Origin of the sequence: Bacillus sp. FSL M8-0256 (assembly GCF_038005765.1) — a bacterium.
GTDB lineage: Bacteria > Bacillota > Bacilli > Bacillales > Bacillaceae > Bacillus > Bacillus safensis.
The window spans coordinates 226104-249597 of the sequence record NZ_JBBOTU010000001.1; the positions used below are offsets into that span (position 1 = coordinate 226104).

Genomic DNA, 23494 nt, shown 5'->3' on the forward strand with positions numbered 1-23494 from the left:
GAAACATGGGCAAGTACTTTGGAACTGATGGTGTAAGGGGTGTAGCGAATAGCGAATTAACGCCAGAGCTCGCATTTAAAGTTGGGAGATTTGGCGGCTATGTGCTCACGAAGGATAAAGAACGTCCAAAGGTACTCGTTGGTCGAGACACACGTGTATCTGGTCATATGTTAGAAGGAGCGCTTGTTGCAGGCTTGCTTTCAATTGGAGCTGAAGTGATGCGTCTAGGTGTGATCTCAACACCTGGTGTGTCTTATTTAACGAAGGCAATGGATGCAGAAGCGGGTGTCATGATATCTGCTTCACACAATCCAGTTCAAGACAACGGCATTAAATTCTTCGGCGGTGACGGCTTTAAGCTGTCAGATGAACAGGAAAACGAAATTGAGCAGCTGATGGATCAGCCAGTCGATCAATTACCACGCCCAGTTGGAGCCGATCTTGGAACGGTGAACGACTACTTTGAAGGCGGTCAGAAATACTTGCAATTTCTAAAGCAGACAGCGGACGAGGATTTTACAGGTATTCACGTGGCGCTTGACTGTGCACACGGTGCAACCTCTTCTCTAGCGACACATTTATTTGCAGATTTAGATGCTGATGTGTCCACAATGGGAACATCTCCAAACGGATTGAATATCAATGATGGTGTAGGCTCCACTCATCCAGAAGCACTTTCTGCTTTTGTGAAGGAGAAGGGTGCCGATATTGGTCTTGCGTTTGATGGTGACGGTGACCGTTTAATTGCAGTCGATGAAAAAGGTGATATCGTAGACGGCGATCAAATTATGTACATATGTGCACGTTATTTGAAGGATGAAGGCCGATTAAAGGATGACACCGTCGTGTCAACGGTTATGAGTAACCTTGGTTTCTATAAAGCGCTTGAGAAGCAAGGCATTAAGAGCATTCAAACTGCTGTTGGTGACCGCTATGTGGTCGAAGCGATGAAAAAAGACGGTTATAATGTCGGCGGCGAGCAGTCAGGTCATTTGATTTTCCTTGATTATAATACGACAGGTGATGGCATGCTTTCTGCGATCATGCTTGTGAATACGCTCAAAGCGACAGGAAAAACATTATCAGAGCTTGCAGCGGAAATGGAAAAGTTCCCGCAGCTTTTAGTGAATGTGAAAGTGTCTGATAAATATAAAGTAGAAGAAAATGAAAAAGTAAAATCGGTGATCCAAGAGGTCGAAAAAGAGATGAATGGTGACGGCCGTATCCTAGTTCGTCCTTCGGGGACAGAGCCGCTTGTACGTGTCATGGCAGAGGCGAAAACAAAAGAGCTGTGTAATGAATATGTGGCTCGAATTACAGCTGTTGTGAAAGAAGAAATGGGTATTGAGTAATAGGTGAAGGCAAACCGCTGGCAGCGGTTTGCTTTTTTTGAATAAACGACATAATTGGATGGATCTATACGAATGATATAAGTGAGGGCAACTTGAAGCTGCCTTCATACATAGGAGAGCACATCAAAGGTAGAACGTGACAAGCCTCATAGCATATAGTGTATGGAGGTCTCACTTTCTCAAATGAAGGGGATCACCCGCTAAATTGTGATTGACGGAGGTCAGACCTTATAGTACAATCATCCTTGTGTTACTGGATTTTTATTCTATCAGGAAAGGCAGGGTAGATGTTCAGAAACTCTCTTATAATTATAGCGCCCGAACTAAGCGATCGGACGAAAGATGCTTAGTTGACGAGGATGGAGGTTATCGAATTTTCGGCGGATGCCTCCCGGCTGATCAAAAAAAGAGATCACAGCCGTAAGTGTTTCTTTAAACCAAAGAGGTGACTCTTTGTACAAAGGGAATACACATGATCTCCCAAAATAAACATGTAGAGAGGGACGAAGAAATGTCCCTTCTATTTTAGTAGGCTTTCTTTGTCCCTTTCACATGATCGGGAGGAAGAATATTTATGTGTGGAATCGTAGGTTATATTGGTCAGAATGATGCGAAGGAAATCTTATTAAAAGGTTTAGAGAAGCTTGAGTACCGCGGGTATGACTCAGCAGGTATCGCTGTGGCAAACGAAGATGGCGTGCATGTGTTCAAAGAAAAAGGACGTATCGCTGAGCTTCGTGAAGTCGTGGATGCAAACGTAGCATCTTCAGCAGGAATCGGACATACACGCTGGGCAACTCACGGTGTACCAAGCCATCTAAATGCGCATCCGCATCAAAGTGCTTCTGGCCGTTTTACGCTTGTTCATAACGGTGTCATTGAGAACTATGTACAATTGACACGCGAATATTTACAAGACGTCACACTAAAAAGCGACACAGATACAGAGGTTGTTGTTCAAGTCATCGAACAATTTGTCAGCAGAGGTCTTGATACAGAAGAAGCTTTCCGTCAAACGCTTCTTCAACTAAAAGGCTCTTACGCGATTGCCCTTTTCGATAACGAAAACAAAGAAACAATCTATGTGGCGAAAAACAAAAGCCCATTATTGGTTGGTTTCGGCGAAGGATTCAACGTTGTGGCTTCTGACGCAATGGCGATGCTTCAAGTAACAAACGAATATGCGGAATTAATGGATAAAGAAATGGTCATTGTCACAAAAGACGAGGTCATCATTAAAAACCTTGACGGTGATATCATGACACGTCCTTCTTATATCGCTGAGCTTGATGCAAGCGACATTGAGAAAGGCACATATCCTCACTACATGTTAAAAGAAACGGATGAACAGCCGCTTGTTATGCGCAAAATCATCCAAGAATATCAAGACGAAAACGGCAAACTGTCAGTCGCTGGCGATATCGCAAGCGCAGTAGCAGAAGCAGACCGCATTTACATTGTGGCTTGCGGAACGAGCTACCATGCTGGACTTGTCGGTAAACAATACATTGAAGACTGGGCAAAAGTACCTGTAGAAGTCCATGTAGCAAGTGAATTTTCTTACAACATGCCGCTTCTATCGAAAAAGCCGCTGTTCATCTTCCTTTCTCAATCTGGAGAGACTGCGGACAGCCGTGCTGTACTTGTTCAAGTCAAAGAGCTTGGTCATAAAGCATTAACGATCACAAACGTACCAGGATCTACGCTTTCTCGTGAAGCGGACTTCACATTGCTTCTTCATGCAGGACCAGAAATCGCAGTGGCTTCAACAAAAGCCTACACAGCACAAATCGCTGTACTTGCAATCCTTGCATCTGTTGCAGCTGAATTAAACGGTCAATCTCTTGACTTTGATCTTGTGAAAGAGCTTGGTATTGTAGCAAACGCAATGGAAGCCCTTGTCGATCAAAAGGATGAAATGGAACAAATCGCTCGTGACTTCTTCACAGTGACACGTAACGCATTCTTTATCGGAAGAGGACTTGACTACTATGTGTGCCTTGAAGGTTCACTAAAACTAAAAGAGATCTCTTACATCCAAGCAGAAGGCTTTGCTGGCGGAGAACTCAAACACGGCACAATTGCTTTAATTGAAGAAGGCACACCGGTCATTGCCCTTGCAACACAAGAGCACGTGAACCTCAGCATTCGCGGTAACGTCAAAGAAGTCGTTGCACGCGGAGCAAACCCATGTGTCATCTCACTAAAAGGCCTAGAAGACGAAGGCGACCGTTTCGTCCTTCCAGCTGTACACCCAGCACTTGCACCACTTGCATCTGTTGTCCCATTACAGCTGATCGCATACTACGCAGCCCTTCACCGCGGGTGTGACGTGGATAAACCACGTAACCTTGCGAAGAGTGTGACGGTGGAGTAGGGTTAATTTTTATAATGAAACACCCCTTTGAGAATTTGTCAAAGGGGTGTTTTTTGTTTAGGTTACTATTATTTGCGAATAATCACCATTTTCAAAGCGTTTAAGGAGATTTTCAATCTTTTTTATGGATGTTAATGAGTGATTATAAACTCCAAGCTCTTTTAATAAACAGATGTTCTCTATTTTGTAAACTGGCATTTGCCAATTATGTACTTTCCGTTTTATTAAATCACCTTTTAATAAATGAGTAAATGTATTTTGGGGAATCGAAGGTAAATCCCAAAAATCAAAATCAGCTATTCCTAATTTCTCGATAAGATTTTGTTCGTCACTAATACTATATTGTTGCCCGATATGATTAATCTCATCATGCTGATCATATTCCAATAACAATTCCATAGTTGATATAAGTTGTAATACCTTTGATGATTCATCGCCATCCCCTAAGTGTTTCATAAATCGCTTAATGGCAGGTTCAACGTAGAATTGATTAAAATGATATGGTTTTAACTCTTCGAAAAGCCGATATAATATGCTTTCCCACTCACTGTTATAGATGTAGTATTCTCCAAATTCAGGATAAAATAGTTCGGATAATTCTTTTCCATTCTCTAGCTGTATTCGTTTGATTTTTTTTGAATTATCACCCCATATTTCTGGGTAGATTTCTAGTAATTCATCATCATCAACGCTAAAACATATACTCATCGAAAAGCAAGCGACGAATAATGGAATATGAATAAATCGTAACCACTGTTCATCCTCTAATATTAAATGTTCATACACAATATTTTTGAGTGAAGGGTTATCTGCTAAATGGTCACTATAAATATTACTTTTTAAAAATTCTCCTTTTCGGAATAAAGGTTTTTCCCTATACATGAATGAATAAAATGAATCAATACAGAAGTTAATTAAATTTATTAATAATGTGGAATCTCCTTGAGTTAAATGGGTTAACATCTTCATATATAAGTCGCTTTCTCTCTCAGGCATCATTGAACCGTCTTTTTCTAACATTGAAATTAACAAATTCAAGGATTCTTTCGTATTTAGTAATTGGTAGATGTAAACTGGTGAATAATTGTCTAATGTGAGAATTAGTTTATCTTTGACTCCATTCGAAAGTTTGCTATTTGATATAAGTTCGATAACTTCATCATTTTCTATTAATGCTTCTTCCTTTCCATACATCCAATCATATGCGTCATATTTTACTGTACTTATGTCATGTTCACTTGAATTATATTCATTCGACAAATGCCTGTTCATTATTGAATGATCATTATTTATTTTTGTAGGTGAGCGTCCATATAGAAGCTCAATTTCTTTATCCATTTCTATTGAGTATTGAACGCCAAAAAAATCACATAAATCAGGAATGCTATCAATTAATATATCTAATTCTACATCCATGCAGTATTCATCTAAAAAATCTAACTCTGAAAAAATTAATTGCTTTATATTTTTTCTAATTTTTGAGTTAAAAGATTCGTAAAATATTTCGTACTCCTTAGGAAATATTTCTCGAAAACGCTCCATCGCTTTATAATGAAACACACTAAAGGCGTTTTTGTAGTATTTATCTATTAATTTATATCCGTTAAAAGTCATTCCAATATTTGTGCAACTTGCGATATAACCAGGTAAATTGTGTAAATCGTTATATTGATATTCTTTAGGATCATTACTCCCCATATCAATACAGTACTGACTGATTTTATACTCTAAAAATTTATAAAGTCTCGGTTGTTTTTGATTTTGTGTTAGATAAATTCTAAGTAAATCAAAGAATCTATCTAAGCTTCCCTTTTCTTGTTCTAAAATATCAACATTCCATATATTATCGTTTTCTGAAAAACTAGTTGTATAATCATCATAATGTTCTATACAACTTTGTATGATTTGTTCACTAACGTTTGAACTACAAAAAGGTGATATATTCTTAAATAGAAATAATAATTGATTATAGAAGGAGCAGCAAGGCAGTAGTTTTGGAATCCATTGTTCACAATTCTCTTTCAAGAAGTCAAGCAGAAAATCTTGTGCTGATGGGTTAATAAAATATAAAAAGATATCATCATACTCATCATCATAAACTGTCTTGATCATGGTTTCTTCAAGTTCTCTGAGACTCTCACTTAAATTCTTCGTGTGCGTTTCAGTGAAATAATAGTGTAAGGAATTTTTGTAGCAGATTTCAATATCCTCTTGTAATGAGGGGGTCGAAGTAATTAGTAGTAGCAAAGCTACAAACTTTGCTTCATTAGATAAATTATCAAAAATATCTCTCCAAAAATCACTTGGACAATCTAAATAATTTAACAATCGATTTAAGTAATCTTCTGGTGTTTCATAACTTTGAGGTTGTTGATCTAAAAATAGTGATAGTACCCTTGGATTATAATTGTCGTGATATACAATTTCATCTGTATGAAGATGCAAATAGTTAACATGCTCATAATTCAGTTTTGAGTAATAGAGGCGACTAAATAAAATACTTATTTTTTCACTCTCGGTGTATGCTTCCAAGTTGCAAATTAAGGTATAGTTATCAAATATTTTTTTAAGTAAAGGACTTTTATGAATGAGTTGTTGAAGAATATATTCTCTTGTTGTAATAATTAATCTTGTATCATTAGGAAAATTTTCGATATCCTTTATTAACTTAGCTAAGCGTTCTTCTTCTTTTTTATTCTTTTCTTTTTCGAGGATACTTCCCCAGTAATCATCTAAAATAAAAACTTGTATTTGGTCTTCATCTAACATACTGTATATATCATCGATTGAGTATACCCATCTAAATCCGTTTAATTGATCTTGATACAAATGGGCTAAAGCTAGAATTTGAGCGATTGTTGTCTTTCCAACACCTGGTTCTCCGGAAAGTATGATAGTTCTGTTAATGTCCCAATTTGTAATTGCTGACCTATAGACTTTTGAAGGTATAAAAGTTTTTGCTGTTTTACAAGCATCTTTTAATCTATAGGCAGACTCTTTATAAATACGACTATGTAAGTATTTTTTTAACAAATGCTCTAGGACATTTGAGTTTGGGATTAAAAGCTTTGGTTGGTTGATTATCACTTTTCTGTAAGTCGGCTGTGAAAGGAGTCTGTTCAATTCAACTCTATCTAATATATCGTGTTCAGTAACGTTGAATTCTTTAAATAAATCAACAATATCTTTTGTTTGTTGTCGTGTTAACTCCATTGATACTCCTAAGATATATCGATCTGGTTTTAATTTACGGATTTTTTGGAGATCCTGCTTTAAAGTCTTCATTAATGGTTTAAAAAATTGCTGACCATAACGTTTAACTTGTATGATGGTTTTAGTTTTACTGTCTGTATAAAATCCATCAATACCTTGATCTCGCCCCTCTTTAAAGGTTCTAAAGGGGACCCTTTCTCTTTGAGACACTACATCACATACCAGCATCTCAAACTCTAATGGTTGAAGTAATGCGTGAAAATCGAAATTAGACAATTTTCTTCTTCCTTTCACATATAATAACGAGTAATTATATCATAATGTATACATATGTGGTTATTATTGTAATATATCTGATGATAAAAGAAATATAAACGAGTGGTTAACTATCTTCTAATGCATCGAAAAAATACTTAAACAAAGAAAGAGAGAAGAGCACATGACCAAACCTAAAATTTACACAATGAGCTTTGCAAAAGTCTATCCTCTCTATATCGCAAAGGCAGAGAGAAAGGGACGAACAAAGGCTGAAGTCGATACGATTATTTGTTGGTTAACAGGGTACAGTCCAGAAGAGTTGCAGGAACAGGTGGATAAAAATACAGATATAGAAACATTTTTTGCCGAGGCTCCTGAGCTTCATCCTTCCCGCAGTTTAATCAAAGGAGTCATCTGTGGTGTACGGGTAGAGGACATTGAGGAAGAAACCATGAAGAACATTCGTTATCTAGATAAGCTGATTGATGAGTTAGCGAAAGGAAAGAAGATGGAAAAGATTTTACGAGGTTCATCATGAGAATAACAAGCAAGCCCAGTGAACTAACCTTCACTGGGCTTTTTTATATTTATAGATCATTCGACCAATAAAAATAAAATCCATTTGAACGAATTCACTCTTCATGTCGTCAAAAGAAGTAATACCAAAACGAATTGGCGTTTGAAAAGGGAGTGGCGTGGATGGATATGAAGATGATATTACCTCTTATTTTGCTGCAAGCGATTTTGATGGTGATTGGTTTGTTTGATTTGCTGAAAAGAGATCCATCGAGGATCAGAGGAGAGGTGAAGTGGATTTGGGCGTTGGTGATCGTGTTTGTGGCGAGTGTCGGTCCTATTGTCTATTTGATTTTTGGTCGTAAATCATCTTAAAAGGGGGGGATTTGCTTGAATATGCTGGAGTGTCATGGGCTGACGAAATCGTATGGTCCGAATGAAGTTTTAAAAAATGTTTCGTTTTCTGTTGGGGAGGTTGGATGTGTTGGCTTTTTAGGAGCCAATGGAGCGGGGAAGACAACGACGATCCGGATTTTGACGGGGCTTGCTCGTCCTACTTCTGGGGTCGTGAAGGTGGCAGGTTTGGATGTCACAAAGGAGATGGATCAAATCAGTCATGTGATAGGGTATTGTCCGCAGCATCCTGCATTTTATCAGGATATGACGGGGCAGGAGTGGATGCATTGGGTTGGCGGGTTATTTCATTTAGAGAAAAAAATCATTCGCTCCAAAACAGAGGAGCTGTTGAAGCTTTGCCGCATATATGAGGCGAAGGATCGTGCCATTGGCAGCTATAGCGGGGGAATGAAGCAAAGGCTTGCCATTGCGCAGGCGCTTATCAACAGCCCGAAGGTTCTCATCTTGGATGAACCTGTGTCTGCACTTGATCCCATGGGGAGAAAAGACGTTCTGACATTGATTGAGCGTCTGAAACAAGAGATGTTGATCTTTATGTCGACCCATATTTTAGATGACATTGAACGTGTGGCAGATCATATTATCATGATCAACAGTGGCAAAATTGAGATGTCTTCTTCCATAAAACAGATTAAAGATGACTATATCCAGCCAGTGATTGAATTTCAATTAGAACAACAGAATATGAAATTAGTGGCTTTGTTAAAAGAGCGGGATTGGGTGGAGGAATGCTTTGAGACAGGAGATGCTTATCAGGTGCGAGTGAACGATCAGCAAATAGCATTGAAGGAGCTGCCTCGTCTCATCACTGAATCTGGGGGTGTTCTCCTCCATTATCGACTATCTAAGATGACGCTTGAAGATATTTTCATGAAGGTTGTGAATGCATGATGATGTTGAAAAAGGAATTTAGGGAGTTATTCACTAGCTATAAAATCTTATTTGTTCCTATCATTTTTACGATTTTAATGATTACGCAGCCTATTACGCTCAAAGTGCTGCCGGATCTTCTATCGAAATCAGCTAATTTACCTGAAGGATCTACATTTTACATACCAGAGCCTAGTGCAGGAGAGGCTTTGGCGAGTGCATTGAGTAAATTTGATTCGCTAGGTGTGTTTATCCTGATTTTGATCGTGATGGGGACGATCGCTGGAGAGCGTGCCTCTGGAGTGACTGCGATGATTATGGTGAAACCGATCAGTCGAACGAGTTACTATGTCTCGAAAATATGCGCCTATGCCTGTTTGACTTTGTTTAGTTTGGTGGTGGCGGTGCTTGCCTCTGTTTATTATGTGGACATTCAATTTGGGCATGTGGATTGGGTCAATGTGTTAAAAGGAACACTTCTTTATTATCCAAATTTATTGCTGATTGTGGTATCGACCATTTGTGCTTCGGCGTTCTTTCAACGTTCTGTCACAGCTGGCGGTGTGTCGCTTTTGATCAACCTTATTCTGTTTACCGTACCTTCATTTTATGAAGAGACATTAGGGAAGTTTGCGCCTAAAGGCGTGACAAGTGCAGCCGAAGAGATGATTCATAAAGGGACTTATTCGGATCAGGCACTTACAAGTTTTCTAGGTGTATCGGTATTGATTGTTTTCTTTTTTCTCATAGGATGTTTTCTTTTTAGAAAACAAGAATTATAGCAGTATCTTCAGGTTTACTTTGAGCATAAAAATCTGAATACGGTTGAAAATTTGATATGATGATAAAAATTGACTGTATTTTCAGAAAAGGGGTTTTTATCAATGAGAACATCACGTAATCCTGAGACCATTCACCCGCCAGTTGCCCCATATACCCATCAAATAGAAACAACTGGACCACAGCGGTGGTTAACTCTATCAGGTCAGGTGGGAATGGAAGCGGATGGGACAATCCCCGAAAGTCCGTTGGAGCAGCTAGAGCTAGCGTTAGAGAATGTGAAACGAAATGTAGAAGCGGCAGATATGGCTGTGGAAGATATAACGAAACTAGTATTTTATCTCGTTGGAGAGTTCGATGCTGAGAGCAGGAAACAAATTATGGGGCAGTTTTTAGGCGATCATCTGCCTTGTATGACGATGATTTATGTGGTGGCTTTGGCTTCACCTGCTTTAAAGGTTGAGGTGGATGCTTGGGCGTGTCAGGAGATGGTATAGGGTTAATAGATAAAAGATTGGGATGCTGCCACCCAATCTTTTTTTATTTTGTACATAAACTATTTTCTTTTTCCGTTGTATATAGAATAGATTACCTCATTCCTATTACCTTGTTATTCTCTATATGGTAATATTAGGGTTAGTGAATAGTGGGTCTAATGACATTCGTTTTTAATTTTAACACACCATAGATAAGCATACATCACTCTAATAAAAGGGAGAGATTTGATGCCGTTCATGGAGGTTCAGAATGTAAGCAAACGATATAGAAATGGTGATGGGATAGAGGATCTGTCATTTTCCATCGAACCAGGGGAGGTTGTGGCGCTGCTTGGGCCTAATGGTGCTGGGAAGACGACAACGATTCGGTGTGTAACAGGTCTATATAAAACAGATGGAGGGGAAATTCTCATAGAGGGTTTCCCGCCTGGTCATGCCCATGTCCAAAAACAAGTAGCTCTTATTCCTGATCACCCCTATTTGTATCCAGACCTAACGGTTGCTGAACATGTTCAATTCCGTGCACGTGGATATCATAAAGGCTTAAAACAGATCAAGGAAAAGGTATATGAAGCGTTGAAAGAAGTACATATGGAAAAGAAGATGAATGAACTGTGCGGAAGGCTTTCAAGAGGCCAAAAGCAGCGTGTCGTCTTAGCAGGAGCCATTGTTCAAGATGCCTCCCTTTTTATATTAGATGAACCGACTGTCGGGTTAGATATTCCGTCTAAACAGTGGCTGTCGGATTGGCTGAGACAAAAAAGCAGTCAAGGTGGGTCGGTCTTTGTGTCGACTCATAGTCTGGAGTTCGTTCTCGATACAGCCAGTAGGGTGGTATTGATTCGAGACGGTGCCATCATGAAGAGTATGGATGTTCCTCAATTAAAGGAAGAACAGGTTGAGTGGAGGGCAGAAGTTATTCAACTTTTGGGGGAGTGGTCAAGTGAATAACACACTCTCCCTTTTATGGATGAAATCTCAAAGGCGCTTGATCAGTAAAAATCAAGAAAAGAAAATGCCTTTTCTGATCTTACTTCTTTTCATAGCGGCAATTGGTTTTCAGCTAAGTGCAGTTTCAAGTATGGGTGATTGGAATACGGGTACAGCTGGATGGATCATTATCTGTTTGTTTGTTCTTTATACGGGGGTTGGTTTGTTTACGAACCGGCTGCCTAGCCAAATGAGCGATATCATTTGGTTATATGGAAATGGCGTTTCTTTATGGACGGTTGTTATCAGTGTGTGGATGTATCACATTTTCTGGCGAGGGGCTCTTCTCATTATCTCTGCTTTGGCTGCGGACCTTCTTCTGTTTTTTATGACACAGCAGTACCCGTTTCTGCTTGGAAAATCACTCATCCTGACAGGGCTGTTATGTTTGGTCGAAACTTGGATGATTGCGGTGTCTTGTGCCAGAACCATTCAAGTATACAAGCGTTTGCTCTTACTCGGTTTTGTATTGATGTTTTGCTTCTTTGCACTGCTTGTGTTGAATCAATTGATGATGAAACAGCCCTCATTGATGAACATTGCTGATTCTTTGATGTTTCAAGTTGGACGTATGATCGAAGAGTTCTCCATTCTTTCTGTCTTCATTTTTATTGGAGTGATGTTTCTATCTTTCATGATGATGTACAGTGCTAGTCATCGTTTAGAGATGAAGGAGTCTTTAGTCAAGGAGGCAGTATTTTGGGAGGAATTTGAGGGGAAACATATTCAATCAAGTCCAATCGTTCAAAAAAAGAGCAGGACATGGTGGGGACTTCCAGCATTAACGGGCGTTTGGGCTTTTCTTTGGATTGAATTATTGCTGATAAAAAAATATATCACCTTCCATGTGCTATCTACCATGCTGTTAATCGGTACTTACTATGTCCTCTTTACTTATTTTTCAGATTGGCTGAATCTATTCTTGATTGTCATTGCTGCATCTGTTCTTTTTAGTTCATATTATGCGGGGATTGTAAGACACGCACAAACAGGAGTGCTCTATCTTTTTCCTGGGGCTTTATATCAAAAAATCATTTTGTTAGAAGTGTTTCAAACCTTTTGGTTGTATGCGTTCTACTTGGTTTCTCTTTATTTGGTTGAGATTCAGGATGTATTGTATTGGACCTTATTTGGTGGAGGAGTTTATATATGGTTTTTGGCCATACGGCTCTTTGCCTTTATGCAGCCTCTGAGAAGAGAAAGGAGTTTTGCTTTGGCCGCCTATTATCGATCATTGCTATTTGCGTTTGTGATCAGTGCGATGGTCATGATTAGTATTCATCTCATCACTGATGGCTTGTTGACTACAATTGTATCTCTAGTGGCTGGGTCTGGATCTTATGTGCTTTGTTATCGAAACCGTGCGGTTCATTAAAAAGAGGAGTTGATTGTAAATGAAACCAGAAAATAAGCTGTCTCAATCCGTTCAACAATTGGCTAATACAAATGAAGTAACGATCGTTCAAGCAATAGGAGATTTGAGAAAATATGGAAAAGATGCAGTGCCCGTCCTTGTTGAGGCTTTAAAAGAAAAAGGCTCTCTGCGGAACATTGCAGCAGCTGTACTTGGTGAATTTGGAGCAGATGCGGGGGACGCAGCAGAACCGCTAGCTCGGCTATTAGAAAGTGACGAAGAAGATACAAGAATGGCCGCTGCCATGTCACTCATGAGGATTGGGCAACCTAGCTTGCCATTTCTTCTAGCACTTGCTAAACGTTATGAGGGACCTACTTGTTTCTGGGCATCATGGTGTATCTCTTGGATTGATCCATCAAAAATTGAAAAAAACATGTACGAGTGCTTAAAACAAGAACAAGAAAATCCAACAGGCAGCGTCACTCCTTTTGCTGCTGAGGAAGCTTTAGGGAAAATTATCGCCTTTCAGTTAAAAGATAAGGGGGATGAATAGTGGGAACGCAGAAACTCAACTGGCCTGAGCATCTTCCTTGGATTTGCCCTTAAGATCAAAGGAGTTTTTAGGGTCAATGAATAGCTTGGAAAATGGGAGATACCGGCTGGTTAGAAAACATTCATTTGGTTAGTAAGTATCAAGGAGGAGAGAGTGTTGTTTCAATCAAACAAAGAATTAAAAAGAAACGTCATTTTTTTCGCAGGTGTTGGAGCGGTTTTGCTGATTTTAATGATGCTGAAATGGTTGCCGATTTCTGCAGACTTGGAAATGGCGTTGATTTTATTCGGTTTGGGAATTTTGTTTTATTTGAAGCGTGTGCTGCGGGAAGAAGAAAGTCATAAGTCATAAGTATTTAGTATGATACCTAGAATATAGATTCTAGGTTTTTTTATTAAATTTACCTTAAAACACACTTTTTCACATGGGGATGGAAACCATTTTTTTAAAAGTGTGGTAGGATAAATATGCTTTATCTTTATATTGTCCGAAGGAGCTGTCGTCTTGAAGGGATCTAGGGTTGAGTTAATTGATAGTTTACGTGGTTTTAGTTTATTAGGTATTTTGATTGTGAATATGCTTAATTTCCAATATGATTATGATTTTGAGAAAATGTTTGATTCGAGTTTTTGGGGACAGGAATTCGGTGTATATGTGACGGAAATTTTGTTCCAAGGGTCTTTTTATCCGATCTTTTCCTTTTTGTTTGGGTATTCTTTTATCAAGCTGATTGAATCGACGAAGGCCAAGGGATTAAATACGAATGCCATTGTCGTTCGCCGTGGTTTTGGTTTGATTGTGCTTGGGATGCTGCATTACATCTTTATTTGGAACGGTGACATTCTTCTTTATTATGGAGCTTGTACGTTTTTCTTGATGATGTTTTTGAGCAGCCGGATTAAAACAATGCTTATTTGGTCGGGTGTGTTAGGTGCGTTGTCATTAGTCGTTTTGCCATACATGATGAAATTTGTTTATGGAACTGATGATTTATTAACCGATGTGTATGCAAAAGGTGATTATGGGGATATTTTGCTCAGCCGGATTACGGTTGAAGACGATATGATGATTGTGACCATGATTCTGGCGATCGTGACCATTACGCTTATGCCGATATTAGGGTTTCTTTTCGGTACGATCATGGTTGGCCCGTTTGCACTGCTTGGCATGGCGATCGGGAAAAAGGGTCATTTGACAGAAGAAGATCGAGGCATGGCTTATCGTAAAGGCTGGGTTTGGATGATTATCATCGGGCTCGTTTTAAAATGTGCGACGTTCATTGATGCTCCTTGGAGTGAATTGGTGATTACGCTGGGTGCCTATGTGCTGACGATTGGGTATATTCAAGCCTTTATTGTTTTCTACTATTCGAAGGCAGCCCAAGGTTTCAAACGCCTGCTTGCAGGGCTTGGCCGTTTGTCTCTCTCAAACTATTTGGCGCAGTCGATTATTTGTACAACGATTTTCTATTCTTATGGACTTGGTCTATTTGGACAATTGGGGTCAATGTTTGGGCTGCTGCTTGCTGTCGGACTGTACACAGCACAGCTGTTCATCAGCTATCTCTATTTGAAAAAATGGAGAAGAGGTCCTGTGGAGTGGCTTATGGGAAAATGGGTGTATTGGAAATAAAGCATATTCTTAAAACATGAGTCTACTATTAAGAATTGAGCACTTTAAGAATGTAATCTCCTCTGACACTTTTACAGGTCACCTTTATATAACATCCAGTATATTTTAAATCGGAAAGAAAATTTGAAAAATCCATTCAAATTCCTTTTTATTTTTGAGATAATGACATCAAATTTACATATTTAGAATAAAAAGAGAGATGGATTGCATGTCACAAATGAAAGCTAATCATGAGGGGAGCTATAGATGGGTTATACTCATAATAGCTACCTTTTCACAAACGTGTGCAACATTTGTAAATTACGGAGTAGGTCCTTTAGCAACATTTTGTCAAGAAATATATAACTTATCACAATTTCAAACAGGTTTAATTGTATCAGCTGTAAATATTGGTCCTATATTCTCTATGCTAATATTCGGTAACATAATGGATAAATACGGTGAACGTTGGGTTGTAGGAATAGGGTCAATTTTATTAGGACTTACCATGTTAATAACAATTCCTATTAATGAATACGTATACCTTTTGATTGTTCTCGCTTTTGTCGGGGTTTGGTATGGGACGGCTCAACCAGGGGGGAGCAGCGCAATCATCAATTGGTTCCCAAAAAACAAAAACAGAGGACTTGCAATGGGGATTCGTCAAACAGGAATACCACTTGGTGGTGCATTAGCTTCAACAACTCTACCTTTTTTCTTTTATAATTATGGTTTATCTTCAGCTAAATTAACACAAGCTATTGTAGCAATTGCAGGTGGTATAATCTTTTCAATTTTCTATAAAGATCATGGAATGACTGCGCAAAGACAACAGAATGATCGTTTTTTGGAGAAAATTAATAAGATTAAAGCAAAATCGAGTCTTTATCCAGTATTTTTTATTGGAATGAGTATGATTTCTTTACAATTAATCATATTAGCTCATCTGATGAGTTATCTAAGCAATACGTTAGATATATCATTAAGTATTTCTGGAACGTTGTTAAGTGTGGTTTTAATTGGCGGTGCAATTGGAAGGATATTGTTAGCATGGATTAGTGACAATTTGTTCAATGGAGATAGAAGTAAGCCATTACAACTTACAATATTATTAACTGTTATTATTTTAATTGTTCTAGTCTATCTTTTGAACTATCTTCCCCTATGGGGAATTTATATAATTTGTTTCATTTTAGGTTTTTTAGGGGTGGGATGGTACAGTTTATTTATTGTGCTAATGTCTGAAAAAGCAGACAAAGAGTTTATTGGATTAACTGTAAGCTTTGGATTAACTTTAAATCAAATGTTTATTGTGCTGGCACCCTCCCTATTTGGCTTATCAGTGGACTATTTTAATGGATATAAACTACCGTTCTTCCTATTAATATTGTTTATATCAATAGGGGGTATATGGCTTAACTTATCCGAAAGAAACAATAAATGTCAAACGCAAAAAGAAACTGAAAACATACCTTTAAAATAGAAAAAAGAAAACGCCATAGAATGATCATTCTATGGCGTTTTCACATTCATAAGTGATTTAAAATTATTAGAAAATTCCACATTGCGTATACCAACATGCGCATTCATTACACCCATTGCTTGGCGAATGAATGCAAATCCAAAAGATAAAAGAACCGTATGGCTTAAGGGCTGTGCGGTTTTTTAATTGCATTCTATTTTTAAAAAATAAGGAGAACATTTTTAAAATGGTTGAATATTCTTTTAGTGTGTATATAATGTATATATAGTGTATATACAATATTTTCTGAAAAAAAGAGGTTTTTATATGCAAATTACGATTTCAAACCATTCTAAGGAGCCTATCTATGAGCAAATTACGAATCAAATCAAATCGATGATTTTAACGGGTGAGCTTGCGGAAGGTGCAGCGCTGCCGTCTATTCGAAAACTGGCGAAGGATCTACAAATTAGCGTGATTACAACAAAGCGAGCGTATGAAGAGTTAGAGAAGGCGGGATTTATTTATTCGATTGTCGGCAAGGGATCATTTGTTGCGGAACAAAACCTAGAAGTGATGAGAGAGAAGAAATTGAAGGTGATTGAGGAACAGCTTGGAGCGGTTGTCACAAACGGGAAAGAATTAGGCTTATCTTTTGATGAATTGCAGCAGTTATTAAAGTTCTTATATGAGGAGTGAGATGAGTGGAGCATGTGATTGAATTCAAAGGAGTAACGAAACGATTCAAGGACTTTTCCGTTCAGGATCTTGATTTACAGGTCAAGAAAGGTTTTGTCACAGGGTTTATTGGAGAGAATGGAGCGGGTAAGTCGACCACCATTAAAATGATCATGAATTTGTTAAAGCCCGATTCAGGTGACATCAAGGTTTTTGGATTGGATTATCATACTCATGAAAAAGAGATTAAGGAACGAATCGGATTTGTTTACGATGCCAATGTTTTTTTCTCAGGGTTGAATTTAAAGGACATCAAACGGATTGTGGCTCCTGCCTATAAACGCTGGGATGACCAGCTTTTTAATCAATATATTGAAAAGTTTGGTCTGCCGCTGAATAAAGCGATCAAAACATTTTCAAAAGGGATGCAGATGAAGGCGTCACTTGCGATTGCGCTGTCGCATCATGCAGAGCTGATTATCATGGATGAACCAACTGCTGGTTTAGATCCGGTTTTTAGAAGAGAGCTGCTCAGCACGTTACAAGAATTGATGATTGATGGAAATCGGACGATCTTTTTCTCGACGCATGTGACGACTGATTTAGACCGGATCGCGGATTATATTACGTTTATACAAAATGGAAGATTGGTCTTTCAACAGTCGATTCATGAAGTGGCAGAAAGTTATGCGCTTGTGAGAGGGAGCCTGGAGTTGTTGGATCGAGACACAGAAAAGGCGTTTATCCATATTCAGCGTACATCAGCAGGTTTTGAAGCATTATCAGATCGAATTGATGAAGTGAAACTTATTTTTGGGGATGCTGTTGTGATTGAACCGGCGTCGCTTGAGGATATCATGTTTTATTTGAAAGGCGGGGCTGCGCATGTTTCATTTAATTAAGCGTGATGTGATTTTGCAAAAGAAGCAGTTACTTATTTTTATTCCGTTTATCTTATTTTTTATTTTCATGGATGTCCATCCAGTATTGACGTTTATAGTCGCTAGTGTCTTCATTCCATTTAACACATATGCGTATGATGAAAAGGCAGAAACGAATATCCTATTAAATTCTTTGCCTTATACCCGGAATGAAATTATTGCCTCCCGTTATCTTGGTGCCGTTTTTTATATGGTCATTTCGATCGGGCTGACAAGTGCTGCATTACTTGTGTTTGGGAAACTATTTTCGCTGTCAGATATTGCGATTGGCAGCGGGTTGTTTTTATTGTTCGCGGCGTGTACGTTTCCATTGTTTTATATCTTAAAGCCTGGTTATATCACAACGGCAGTGATCATTGGCTTTATCGTATTATCTGCTATGGGACCGCCTGTTGTCCTCTATTTAGCAGAGCAATTTAGTGGGCTCACTAATTTTATCATGAATGTATCGATCCCTGTTTTATATACGGGGTCAGCTGTGCTGATTATGCTCTTCTACTTGTTGTCTTGGGGACTTTCTACTGTGATTTACCAGAGGAAAGTGTTTTAGGAAAGCAATTACCGAAGTTCCTATAAATTTACAGTTTGAGCTTAGAAGACCGTGTGAGCGGTCTTTTTTTGAAGATTTTTCTGGTTATTGATTATATCAATATAAAATAATTTGAACTTACTTTTATGTCAGAATATTTTGTTAATAGTGTTTTCCTCAAAAAAACAATTGTTTTTTAAGGGTAGATTTATTATGATAATATACATCGAAAGATTGATGTTTCTCAATCAGAATGAAAATTCTGATTTTTATTTTTATGTTGTTTGTTGATGAGGGGGAAGAAAAGTGGCTCAAAAGGAATTAAAGAGAGGGTTAAGTGCCCGCCATATTCAAATGATCGCTCTTGGCGGCACAATCGGTGTTGGCTTATTTATGGGGTCAGCGAAGGCCATTCAGTGGACAGGTCCATCCGTTCTTCTAGCTTACGCAGTGTGTGGTATTTTTATCTTTTTTATTATGCGTGCGATGGGAGAAATGTTATATCTTGAGCCGAGTACAGGGTCATTTGCTACATTCGGGCATCAATATATTCATCCGCTTGCAGGGTATATGACGGCTTGGAGTAACTGGTTCCAGTGGGTCATTGTTGGAATGTCTGAAATTATTGCGGTTGGGGCTTATATGAAATATTGGTTCCCAGAGCTGCCTGCGTGGATTCCAGGGTTAATTGCGATGATCATTTTAGGAGCGGCCAACTTGATTTCGGTTAAGTCATTTGGTGAATTTGAATTTTGGTTTGCGATGATCAAAATTGTGACGATTATCTTGATGATTGTTGCAGGTTTAGGCATTATTTTCTTCGGTTTTGGAAATGGCGGAACTCCTATTGGGCTGTCTAATCTTTGGGCGCATGGCGGGTTCTTTACAGGTGGGTTTAGCGGATTCCTGTTTGCATTGTCTCTAGTTATTGCTGCTTATCAAGGTGTCGAGCTGATTGGGATTACAGCCGGCGAGGCGCAAAATCCACAAAAGACACTGACAAATGCCATCAAAAGTATCATCTGGCGTATTTTGATTTTCTATATCGGTGCGATCTTTGTCATTGTGACTGTGTATCCTTGGGATCAGCTGAATACCCTTGGCAGTCCATTTGTGGCGACGTTTGCGAAGATCGGGATTACAGCAGCGGCTGGTATTATTAACTTTGTTGTCATTACAGCAGCGATGTCCGGCTGTAATAGTGGTATTTTCAGTGCGGGCCGTATGCTTTATACATTAGGTGTGAATGGTCAGGCGCCTGCTTTCTTTACGAAAATTTCGAAGAACGGTGTACCGTATTTTGGGACATTCGCTGTGCTGATTGGTTTAGCGATAGGAGTGGTCCTGAATTATGTTTCTCCGCCAAACATTTTCGTCTATGTGTATAGTGCGAGTGTCCTTCCTGGGATGGTGCCTTGGTTTGTCATTTTGATTAGTCATATTGGCTTCAGAAAGGCGAAGGGGGCAGCGCTTGATCAGCACCCGTTCAAGATGCCGCTAGCACCGTTTTCTAACTATCTTACAATTGGATTTTTATTGATGGTTCTTGTGTTTATGCTCATTAATCAGGATACGCGTATTTCTCTTATTGTAGCAATTGGGTTCTTGATTTTAGTAGCACTTAGCTTTTTTGTATTTGGGATTGGAAAACGGAAGCCGATTGAAACAGCTTCTTCTGATCAAACGGTGAAATAATAAAAGGCCTTGCGGGATGGACCGCAAGGCTTTTTATATTTAGAGTGAAGCTTTTACACGGTTAAAGACATCTGGAAAGTTGGTGAAAAGACCGGTGACGCCGTATTGCAGTAGACGGGTCATATCTGCTTCGCTGTTGACTGTATATGGATGAAGGAGGAGTCCATGGCTTCTGACCTGCTGGGCGTTTTCAGGTGTTAATGCTCTAAAATTCGGTCCGACCCCTACAGCGTACGTTTTGATAAAGTCGAGCTGATCGTCTGTGATGGATGTCATTTGGTTTCTGTCTAATAGCTGTACTTTTGGCAGGCGTGGGGCTAATTTCTGCAGCTTTAGCAGGCTGTCTTCACTAAATGATTGTATGATAACCTGCCCTTTTCTTGTGTGTTTCCCAAGAAGGTGATGTTTCTTTAAGGCGGCCAATAGTTTTTCTTCCATTTGCGGATAAAGGTCTGGTTTTTTTGTTTCAATATAATAATTCTCTCGTTTGCCGAAATAGCGCAGCACCTCATCTAATGTAAGGACTCTCTGTCCGATATAGTTGGCATTTTGTCTGTCAGGATTTGCTTCGTTAAACCATGTACCAGCATCAAGCTGTTTGATTTCAGCAAGTGTGAGGTCTTTGACCCAGCCTGTTCCGTTTGTGGTTCGGTCAACGGTTTCATCATGCATCACGATGAGATGTCCATCCTTTGTCATTTGAAGGTCGAGTTCGAGGTAATCTGCATTCATCTTTGTGGCGAGCTTGTAGGAAGCCAGGGTATGCTCTGGTGCATACCCTGATGCTCCGCGGTGTGCAACGGTTAAGATGCGATCTGGAGATAAAAGGTTTTCATGTGCCGATACGGTGGCCGGCACCCACACAAAAGACAGTAAAGCAAAAGAGAGCAACACGAAAGCAAGTAATCTACTTTTCTTCATATTTTATCCTCCTTTTACGGTAACTGCCTCCATCATAAGAAATAGATGTAAAGAGCATGTTGGGCGGATATGAATCTTTTATGTGATTTTCATTAAGCTTGCTCAACGCGTTTTCCTGTATTCCATGTCATGGCGAGGAAAACAATCGCAAGCACACAAGAACCAACCAGTAAAATGAAGCCTCCTGTCCAGTCATAGTGATCGACGACGACGCCCATCATGGCATTGGCAAAGGCAGAGCCGCCAATGTAGCCGAAGAAGCCTGTCAGTCCGGCAGCAGTTCCAGCCGCTTTTTTCGGAGCGAGATCAATGGCTTGAAGTCCAATGAGCATAACAGGTCCGTAAATCAAAAAGCCGATGCTGATAAGGGCAATGTTATCGACCATTGGATTGCCAGCAGGGTTTAGCCAGTAAACAAGAACGGCAATTAACACCCCAGCCATAAAGATGACGCCTGCTGGTGCGCGGCGGCTTCTAAAGAAGCGGTCACTGATCCAGCCGCACAATAATGTACCGGGAATGCCTGCATATTCATAAAGAAAATAAGACCAGCGTGAATGCTCTGGTGAAAAGCCCTTTGCTTCTGTTAAGTAGGTCGGCGCCCAATCAACGACACCGTAACGGACAAAGTACACAAACACGTTGGCGATGGCGATATACCATAGGAATTTATTGTTGAGTACATATTTAAATAAAATCTCTTTCACTGTTAATTCTTTTTCTTGATCCTCATACTTTTGGGCCGGATAGTCATTTCGATATTCCTCAATTGGCGGAAGACCAGTGGATTGCGGGGTATCCCGTACGAGAAGAATGATCACGAAGGAGACGATAATGGCAATGATGGCAGGGAAGAAAAAGATACTTTTCCACGTCGCAAACAGCACAATCCCTAATGTGATAAGCGGTGCAAGAATTCCGCCGCCGATATTGTGAGCGACGTTCCAAATGGACATTTTCGTACCACGTTCACTAACCGAAAACCAGTGCGCCATCGTACGTCCGCATGGCGGCCACCCCATGCCTTGAAACCAGCCGTTTAAGAACATGAATAGAAACATGATCCATACACTGGATGTGACCCATGGAAATGAGACAAATAGGATATTGATAAGAGCTGATAAAAAGAGTCCGGCAGCTAAAAAGTATCTGGGGTTACAGCGGTCTGAGATCATCCCCATGATGAATTTACTAAAGCCATAAGCGATAGATACGGCTGCGAGTACAAAGCCTAATTCACTTTTCGTGAACCCCTCTTCCTGTAGATATGGAATGGCAAAAGCGAAATTTTTGCGCAGCAAATAGTAGCCCGCATACCCGATAAAGATGCCTAGAAAGACTTGCAGCCGCAGCCGCTTATACGTCTCATCTGTTTTGGCATCATCAAGCCTGTCGATATGTGGAGCAGGTTTAAACCATTTGAACATAAAGATCCTCCTTTTGTAGATGTCCGATTGACTGAAGCAAAAGTACGAGAATGGCTTTTGATCCTGTACCTTTTCAGAGACAAAAGAATTGTTAGCGCTTTCTTTTGTACTCCCATCATATCGGATGGAAGAGACGTTTATGATGAGGCTTTTGTCATAAATTTGGAAAAATGGTTCGTGAAGTAACAAAAAAATCCGCACAATGGCGGATTTTTTCTTAGCGGTTACAGAGTCACATTAATTTTCGCAGATTTCTTTAGTTTTTCAATTTCTTTTTGTACTTCTTTTTGCTTTTCTTGAGATTCTAGCTGTTTTTTTATTTGTGATTTAACCTCTTTGTATTCTGGTGCTTTTTGCTTTTGTTTTTTCATTTGATCTGCGTATTGATCATAGTACGCTTTGACGTCTTTCTCAGAGACGGAGGCTGATTTGATTTCTTTGTCGACATATTGGCTGTATTTGATGCTGTCGGCAATGTCACTTTTCAGCTGATCCAATGTGAGTCCGCTCTTTTTCAGTGCTTCTTCGAATTGAGCGTTGTCTTTAAACTGTTTCTTTTCTTCCTTTAGCTGCTTATCTACCTCTTTGTCAGAGGCTTTGAAGCCCTTCTTCTCAGCATCTTGCAAGATGAGCTCTTGTCCTACGAGCGCATCAATGGTTTGTTTCTTGACTGCTTTTTCGCCTTCTTTAGAAGTGGGGTCTTGCCCGGACTGCTGAAGCTGGCCTTGAATGGTAGATAAGGCGCTATTGTATTCACTGCCTGTGATTTTGTCTTTGTTGACGGTCGCAACGACCTTTTGATCATCGATTTTTTGTGCGTCTAATTTCTTTTGCATTTCTTCCATTTGCTTTTGCTGCTCTTTTTGATCAGCCTGTGTTGTTTCCTTGTTTTTGGCTGAATCGTTTTGCTTATCTTGTTTGGCATCGTTTGACGAGCAGGCTGCAAGCCCAACAGATAACAAACAAGCGATGAGTGTATATGATACCTTTTTCATCATTTTCTCTCCCTTCGGTATGAGAACGTCTAGTGCGCATTCTAACCGTTTTTTA

At 39.4% G+C, this 23494-nt stretch carries 21 protein-coding genes; 17 read left to right on the forward strand and 4 right to left on the reverse strand.

Translation table 11 applies throughout. From position 1 onward, the window contains the following. Positions 1-5 precede the first annotated feature (5 nt). Together glmM and glmS are read left to right on the forward strand one after the other, a co-directional pair. Positions 6-1352, forward strand: a complete 1347-nt coding sequence (gene glmM / locus NSQ76_RS01335; protein WP_024424446.1) for a phosphoglucosamine mutase — start codon at positions 6-8, stop codon at positions 1350-1352. A 574-nt stretch (positions 1353-1926) separates the two neighbouring features. After that, a complete protein-coding gene (gene glmS / locus NSQ76_RS01340) occupies positions 1927-3729 on the forward strand; it encodes a glutamine--fructose-6-phosphate transaminase (isomerizing) (protein ID WP_034621707.1) in 1803 nt (600 codons plus the stop codon). Between the two features lie 57 nt (positions 3730-3786). Here glmS and NSQ76_RS01345 read toward each other — a convergent pair whose 3' ends face one another. Next, positions 3787-7218, reverse strand: a complete 3432-nt coding sequence (locus NSQ76_RS01345) for an nSTAND3 domain-containing NTPase (RefSeq protein WP_341051879.1) — start codon at positions 7216-7218, stop codon at positions 3787-3789. A 163-nt stretch (positions 7219-7381) separates the two neighbouring features. Here NSQ76_RS01345 and NSQ76_RS01350 point away from each other — a divergent pair, with 163 nt between their 5' ends. From NSQ76_RS01350 to NSQ76_RS01420, 15 genes are all read left to right on the forward strand, one after another. Next, the gene (locus NSQ76_RS01350) at positions 7382-7738 is read left to right on the forward strand and encodes a DUF2200 domain-containing protein (protein ID WP_034621705.1); all 357 of its coding nucleotides are present in this window, start codon (positions 7382-7384) and stop codon (positions 7736-7738) included. 161 nt (positions 7739-7899) lie between these two features. Continuing rightward, on the forward strand, positions 7900-8091 hold the full coding sequence (locus NSQ76_RS01355) for a PLD nuclease N-terminal domain-containing protein (RefSeq protein WP_034621703.1): 192 nt from the start codon (positions 7900-7902) through the stop codon (positions 8089-8091). A gap of 15 nt (positions 8092-8106) precedes the next feature. Continuing rightward, entirely contained in the window at positions 8107-9024 is a 918-nt protein-coding gene (locus NSQ76_RS01360) for an ABC transporter ATP-binding protein (RefSeq protein WP_341051884.1), read from the forward strand. Then, on the forward strand, positions 9021-9785 hold the full coding sequence (locus NSQ76_RS01365) for an ABC transporter permease (RefSeq protein WP_341051886.1): 765 nt from the start codon (positions 9021-9023) through the stop codon (positions 9783-9785). The genes NSQ76_RS01360 and NSQ76_RS01365 overlap by 4 nt, the downstream gene beginning before the upstream one ends. A 102-nt stretch (positions 9786-9887) precedes the next feature. After that, entirely contained in the window at positions 9888-10280 is a 393-nt protein-coding gene (locus tag NSQ76_RS01370) for a RidA family protein (protein ID WP_056768497.1), read from the forward strand. A 228-nt stretch (positions 10281-10508) separates the two neighbouring features. After that, the gene (locus NSQ76_RS01375; protein ID WP_280149052.1) at positions 10509-11231 is read left to right on the forward strand and encodes an ABC transporter ATP-binding protein; all 723 of its coding nucleotides are present in this window, start codon (positions 10509-10511) and stop codon (positions 11229-11231) included. Further along, a complete protein-coding gene (skfF, locus tag NSQ76_RS01380; RefSeq protein ID WP_280149051.1) occupies positions 11224-12645 on the forward strand; it encodes a sporulation killing factor system integral membrane protein in 1422 nt (473 codons plus the stop codon). Before NSQ76_RS01375 ends, skfF begins: the two co-directional genes overlap by 8 nt. Before the next feature lie 19 nt (positions 12646-12664). After that, positions 12665-13180 (forward strand): HEAT repeat domain-containing protein, encoded by a 516-nt coding sequence (locus NSQ76_RS01385; RefSeq protein ID WP_122631571.1) that lies wholly within the window; start codon positions 12665-12667, stop codon positions 13178-13180. Positions 13181-13333: 153 nt separating this feature from the next. Further along, complete coding sequence (locus NSQ76_RS01390) at positions 13334-13531, forward strand: hypothetical protein (protein WP_236626600.1); 198 nt, start codon at positions 13334-13336, stop codon at positions 13529-13531. Between the two features lie 153 nt (positions 13532-13684). After that, complete coding sequence (locus NSQ76_RS01395) at positions 13685-14812, forward strand: DUF418 domain-containing protein (protein WP_025093544.1); 1128 nt, start codon at positions 13685-13687, stop codon at positions 14810-14812. A gap of 208 nt (positions 14813-15020) precedes the next feature. After that, positions 15021-16274: an MFS transporter gene (locus tag NSQ76_RS01400; protein WP_098677711.1), complete on the forward strand. Its 1254-nt coding sequence runs from the start codon at positions 15021-15023 to the stop codon at positions 16272-16274. A gap of 306 nt (positions 16275-16580) precedes the next feature. Then, entirely contained in the window at positions 16581-16952 is a 372-nt protein-coding gene (locus tag NSQ76_RS01405; RefSeq protein ID WP_003217079.1) for a GntR family transcriptional regulator, read from the forward strand. 5 nt (positions 16953-16957) lie between these two features. Further along, positions 16958-17833 carry an ABC transporter ATP-binding protein gene (locus NSQ76_RS01410; protein ID WP_341051899.1) on the forward strand — a complete coding sequence of 292 codons (876 nt, stop codon included), beginning with the start codon at positions 16958-16960 and terminating at the stop codon, positions 17831-17833. Next, a complete protein-coding gene (locus NSQ76_RS01415) occupies positions 17817-18422 on the forward strand; it encodes an ABC-2 transporter permease (protein WP_034621699.1) in 606 nt (201 codons plus the stop codon). The genes NSQ76_RS01410 and NSQ76_RS01415 overlap by 17 nt, the downstream gene beginning before the upstream one ends. A 285-nt stretch (positions 18423-18707) precedes the next feature. Further along, positions 18708-20096, forward strand: a complete 1389-nt coding sequence (locus NSQ76_RS01420) for an amino acid permease (RefSeq protein WP_034621697.1) — start codon at positions 18708-18710, stop codon at positions 20094-20096. Positions 20097-20135: 39 nt separating this feature from the next. Here NSQ76_RS01420 and NSQ76_RS01425 read toward each other — a convergent pair whose 3' ends face one another. The 3 genes from NSQ76_RS01425 to NSQ76_RS01435 form a co-directional block, all read right to left on the reverse strand. Further along, entirely contained in the window at positions 20136-21017 is an 882-nt protein-coding gene (locus NSQ76_RS01425; RefSeq protein ID WP_197172510.1) for a glycerophosphodiester phosphodiesterase, read from the reverse strand. 92 nt (positions 21018-21109) lie between these two features. Further along, entirely contained in the window at positions 21110-22444 is a 1335-nt protein-coding gene (glpT, locus tag NSQ76_RS01430) for a glycerol-3-phosphate transporter (protein WP_061110460.1), read from the reverse strand. Between the two features lie 224 nt (positions 22445-22668). Next, positions 22669-23439 (reverse strand): SurA N-terminal domain-containing protein, encoded by a 771-nt coding sequence (locus NSQ76_RS01435; RefSeq protein WP_056768484.1) that lies wholly within the window; start codon positions 23437-23439, stop codon positions 22669-22671. Between the last annotated feature and the right edge of the window lie 55 nt (positions 23440-23494).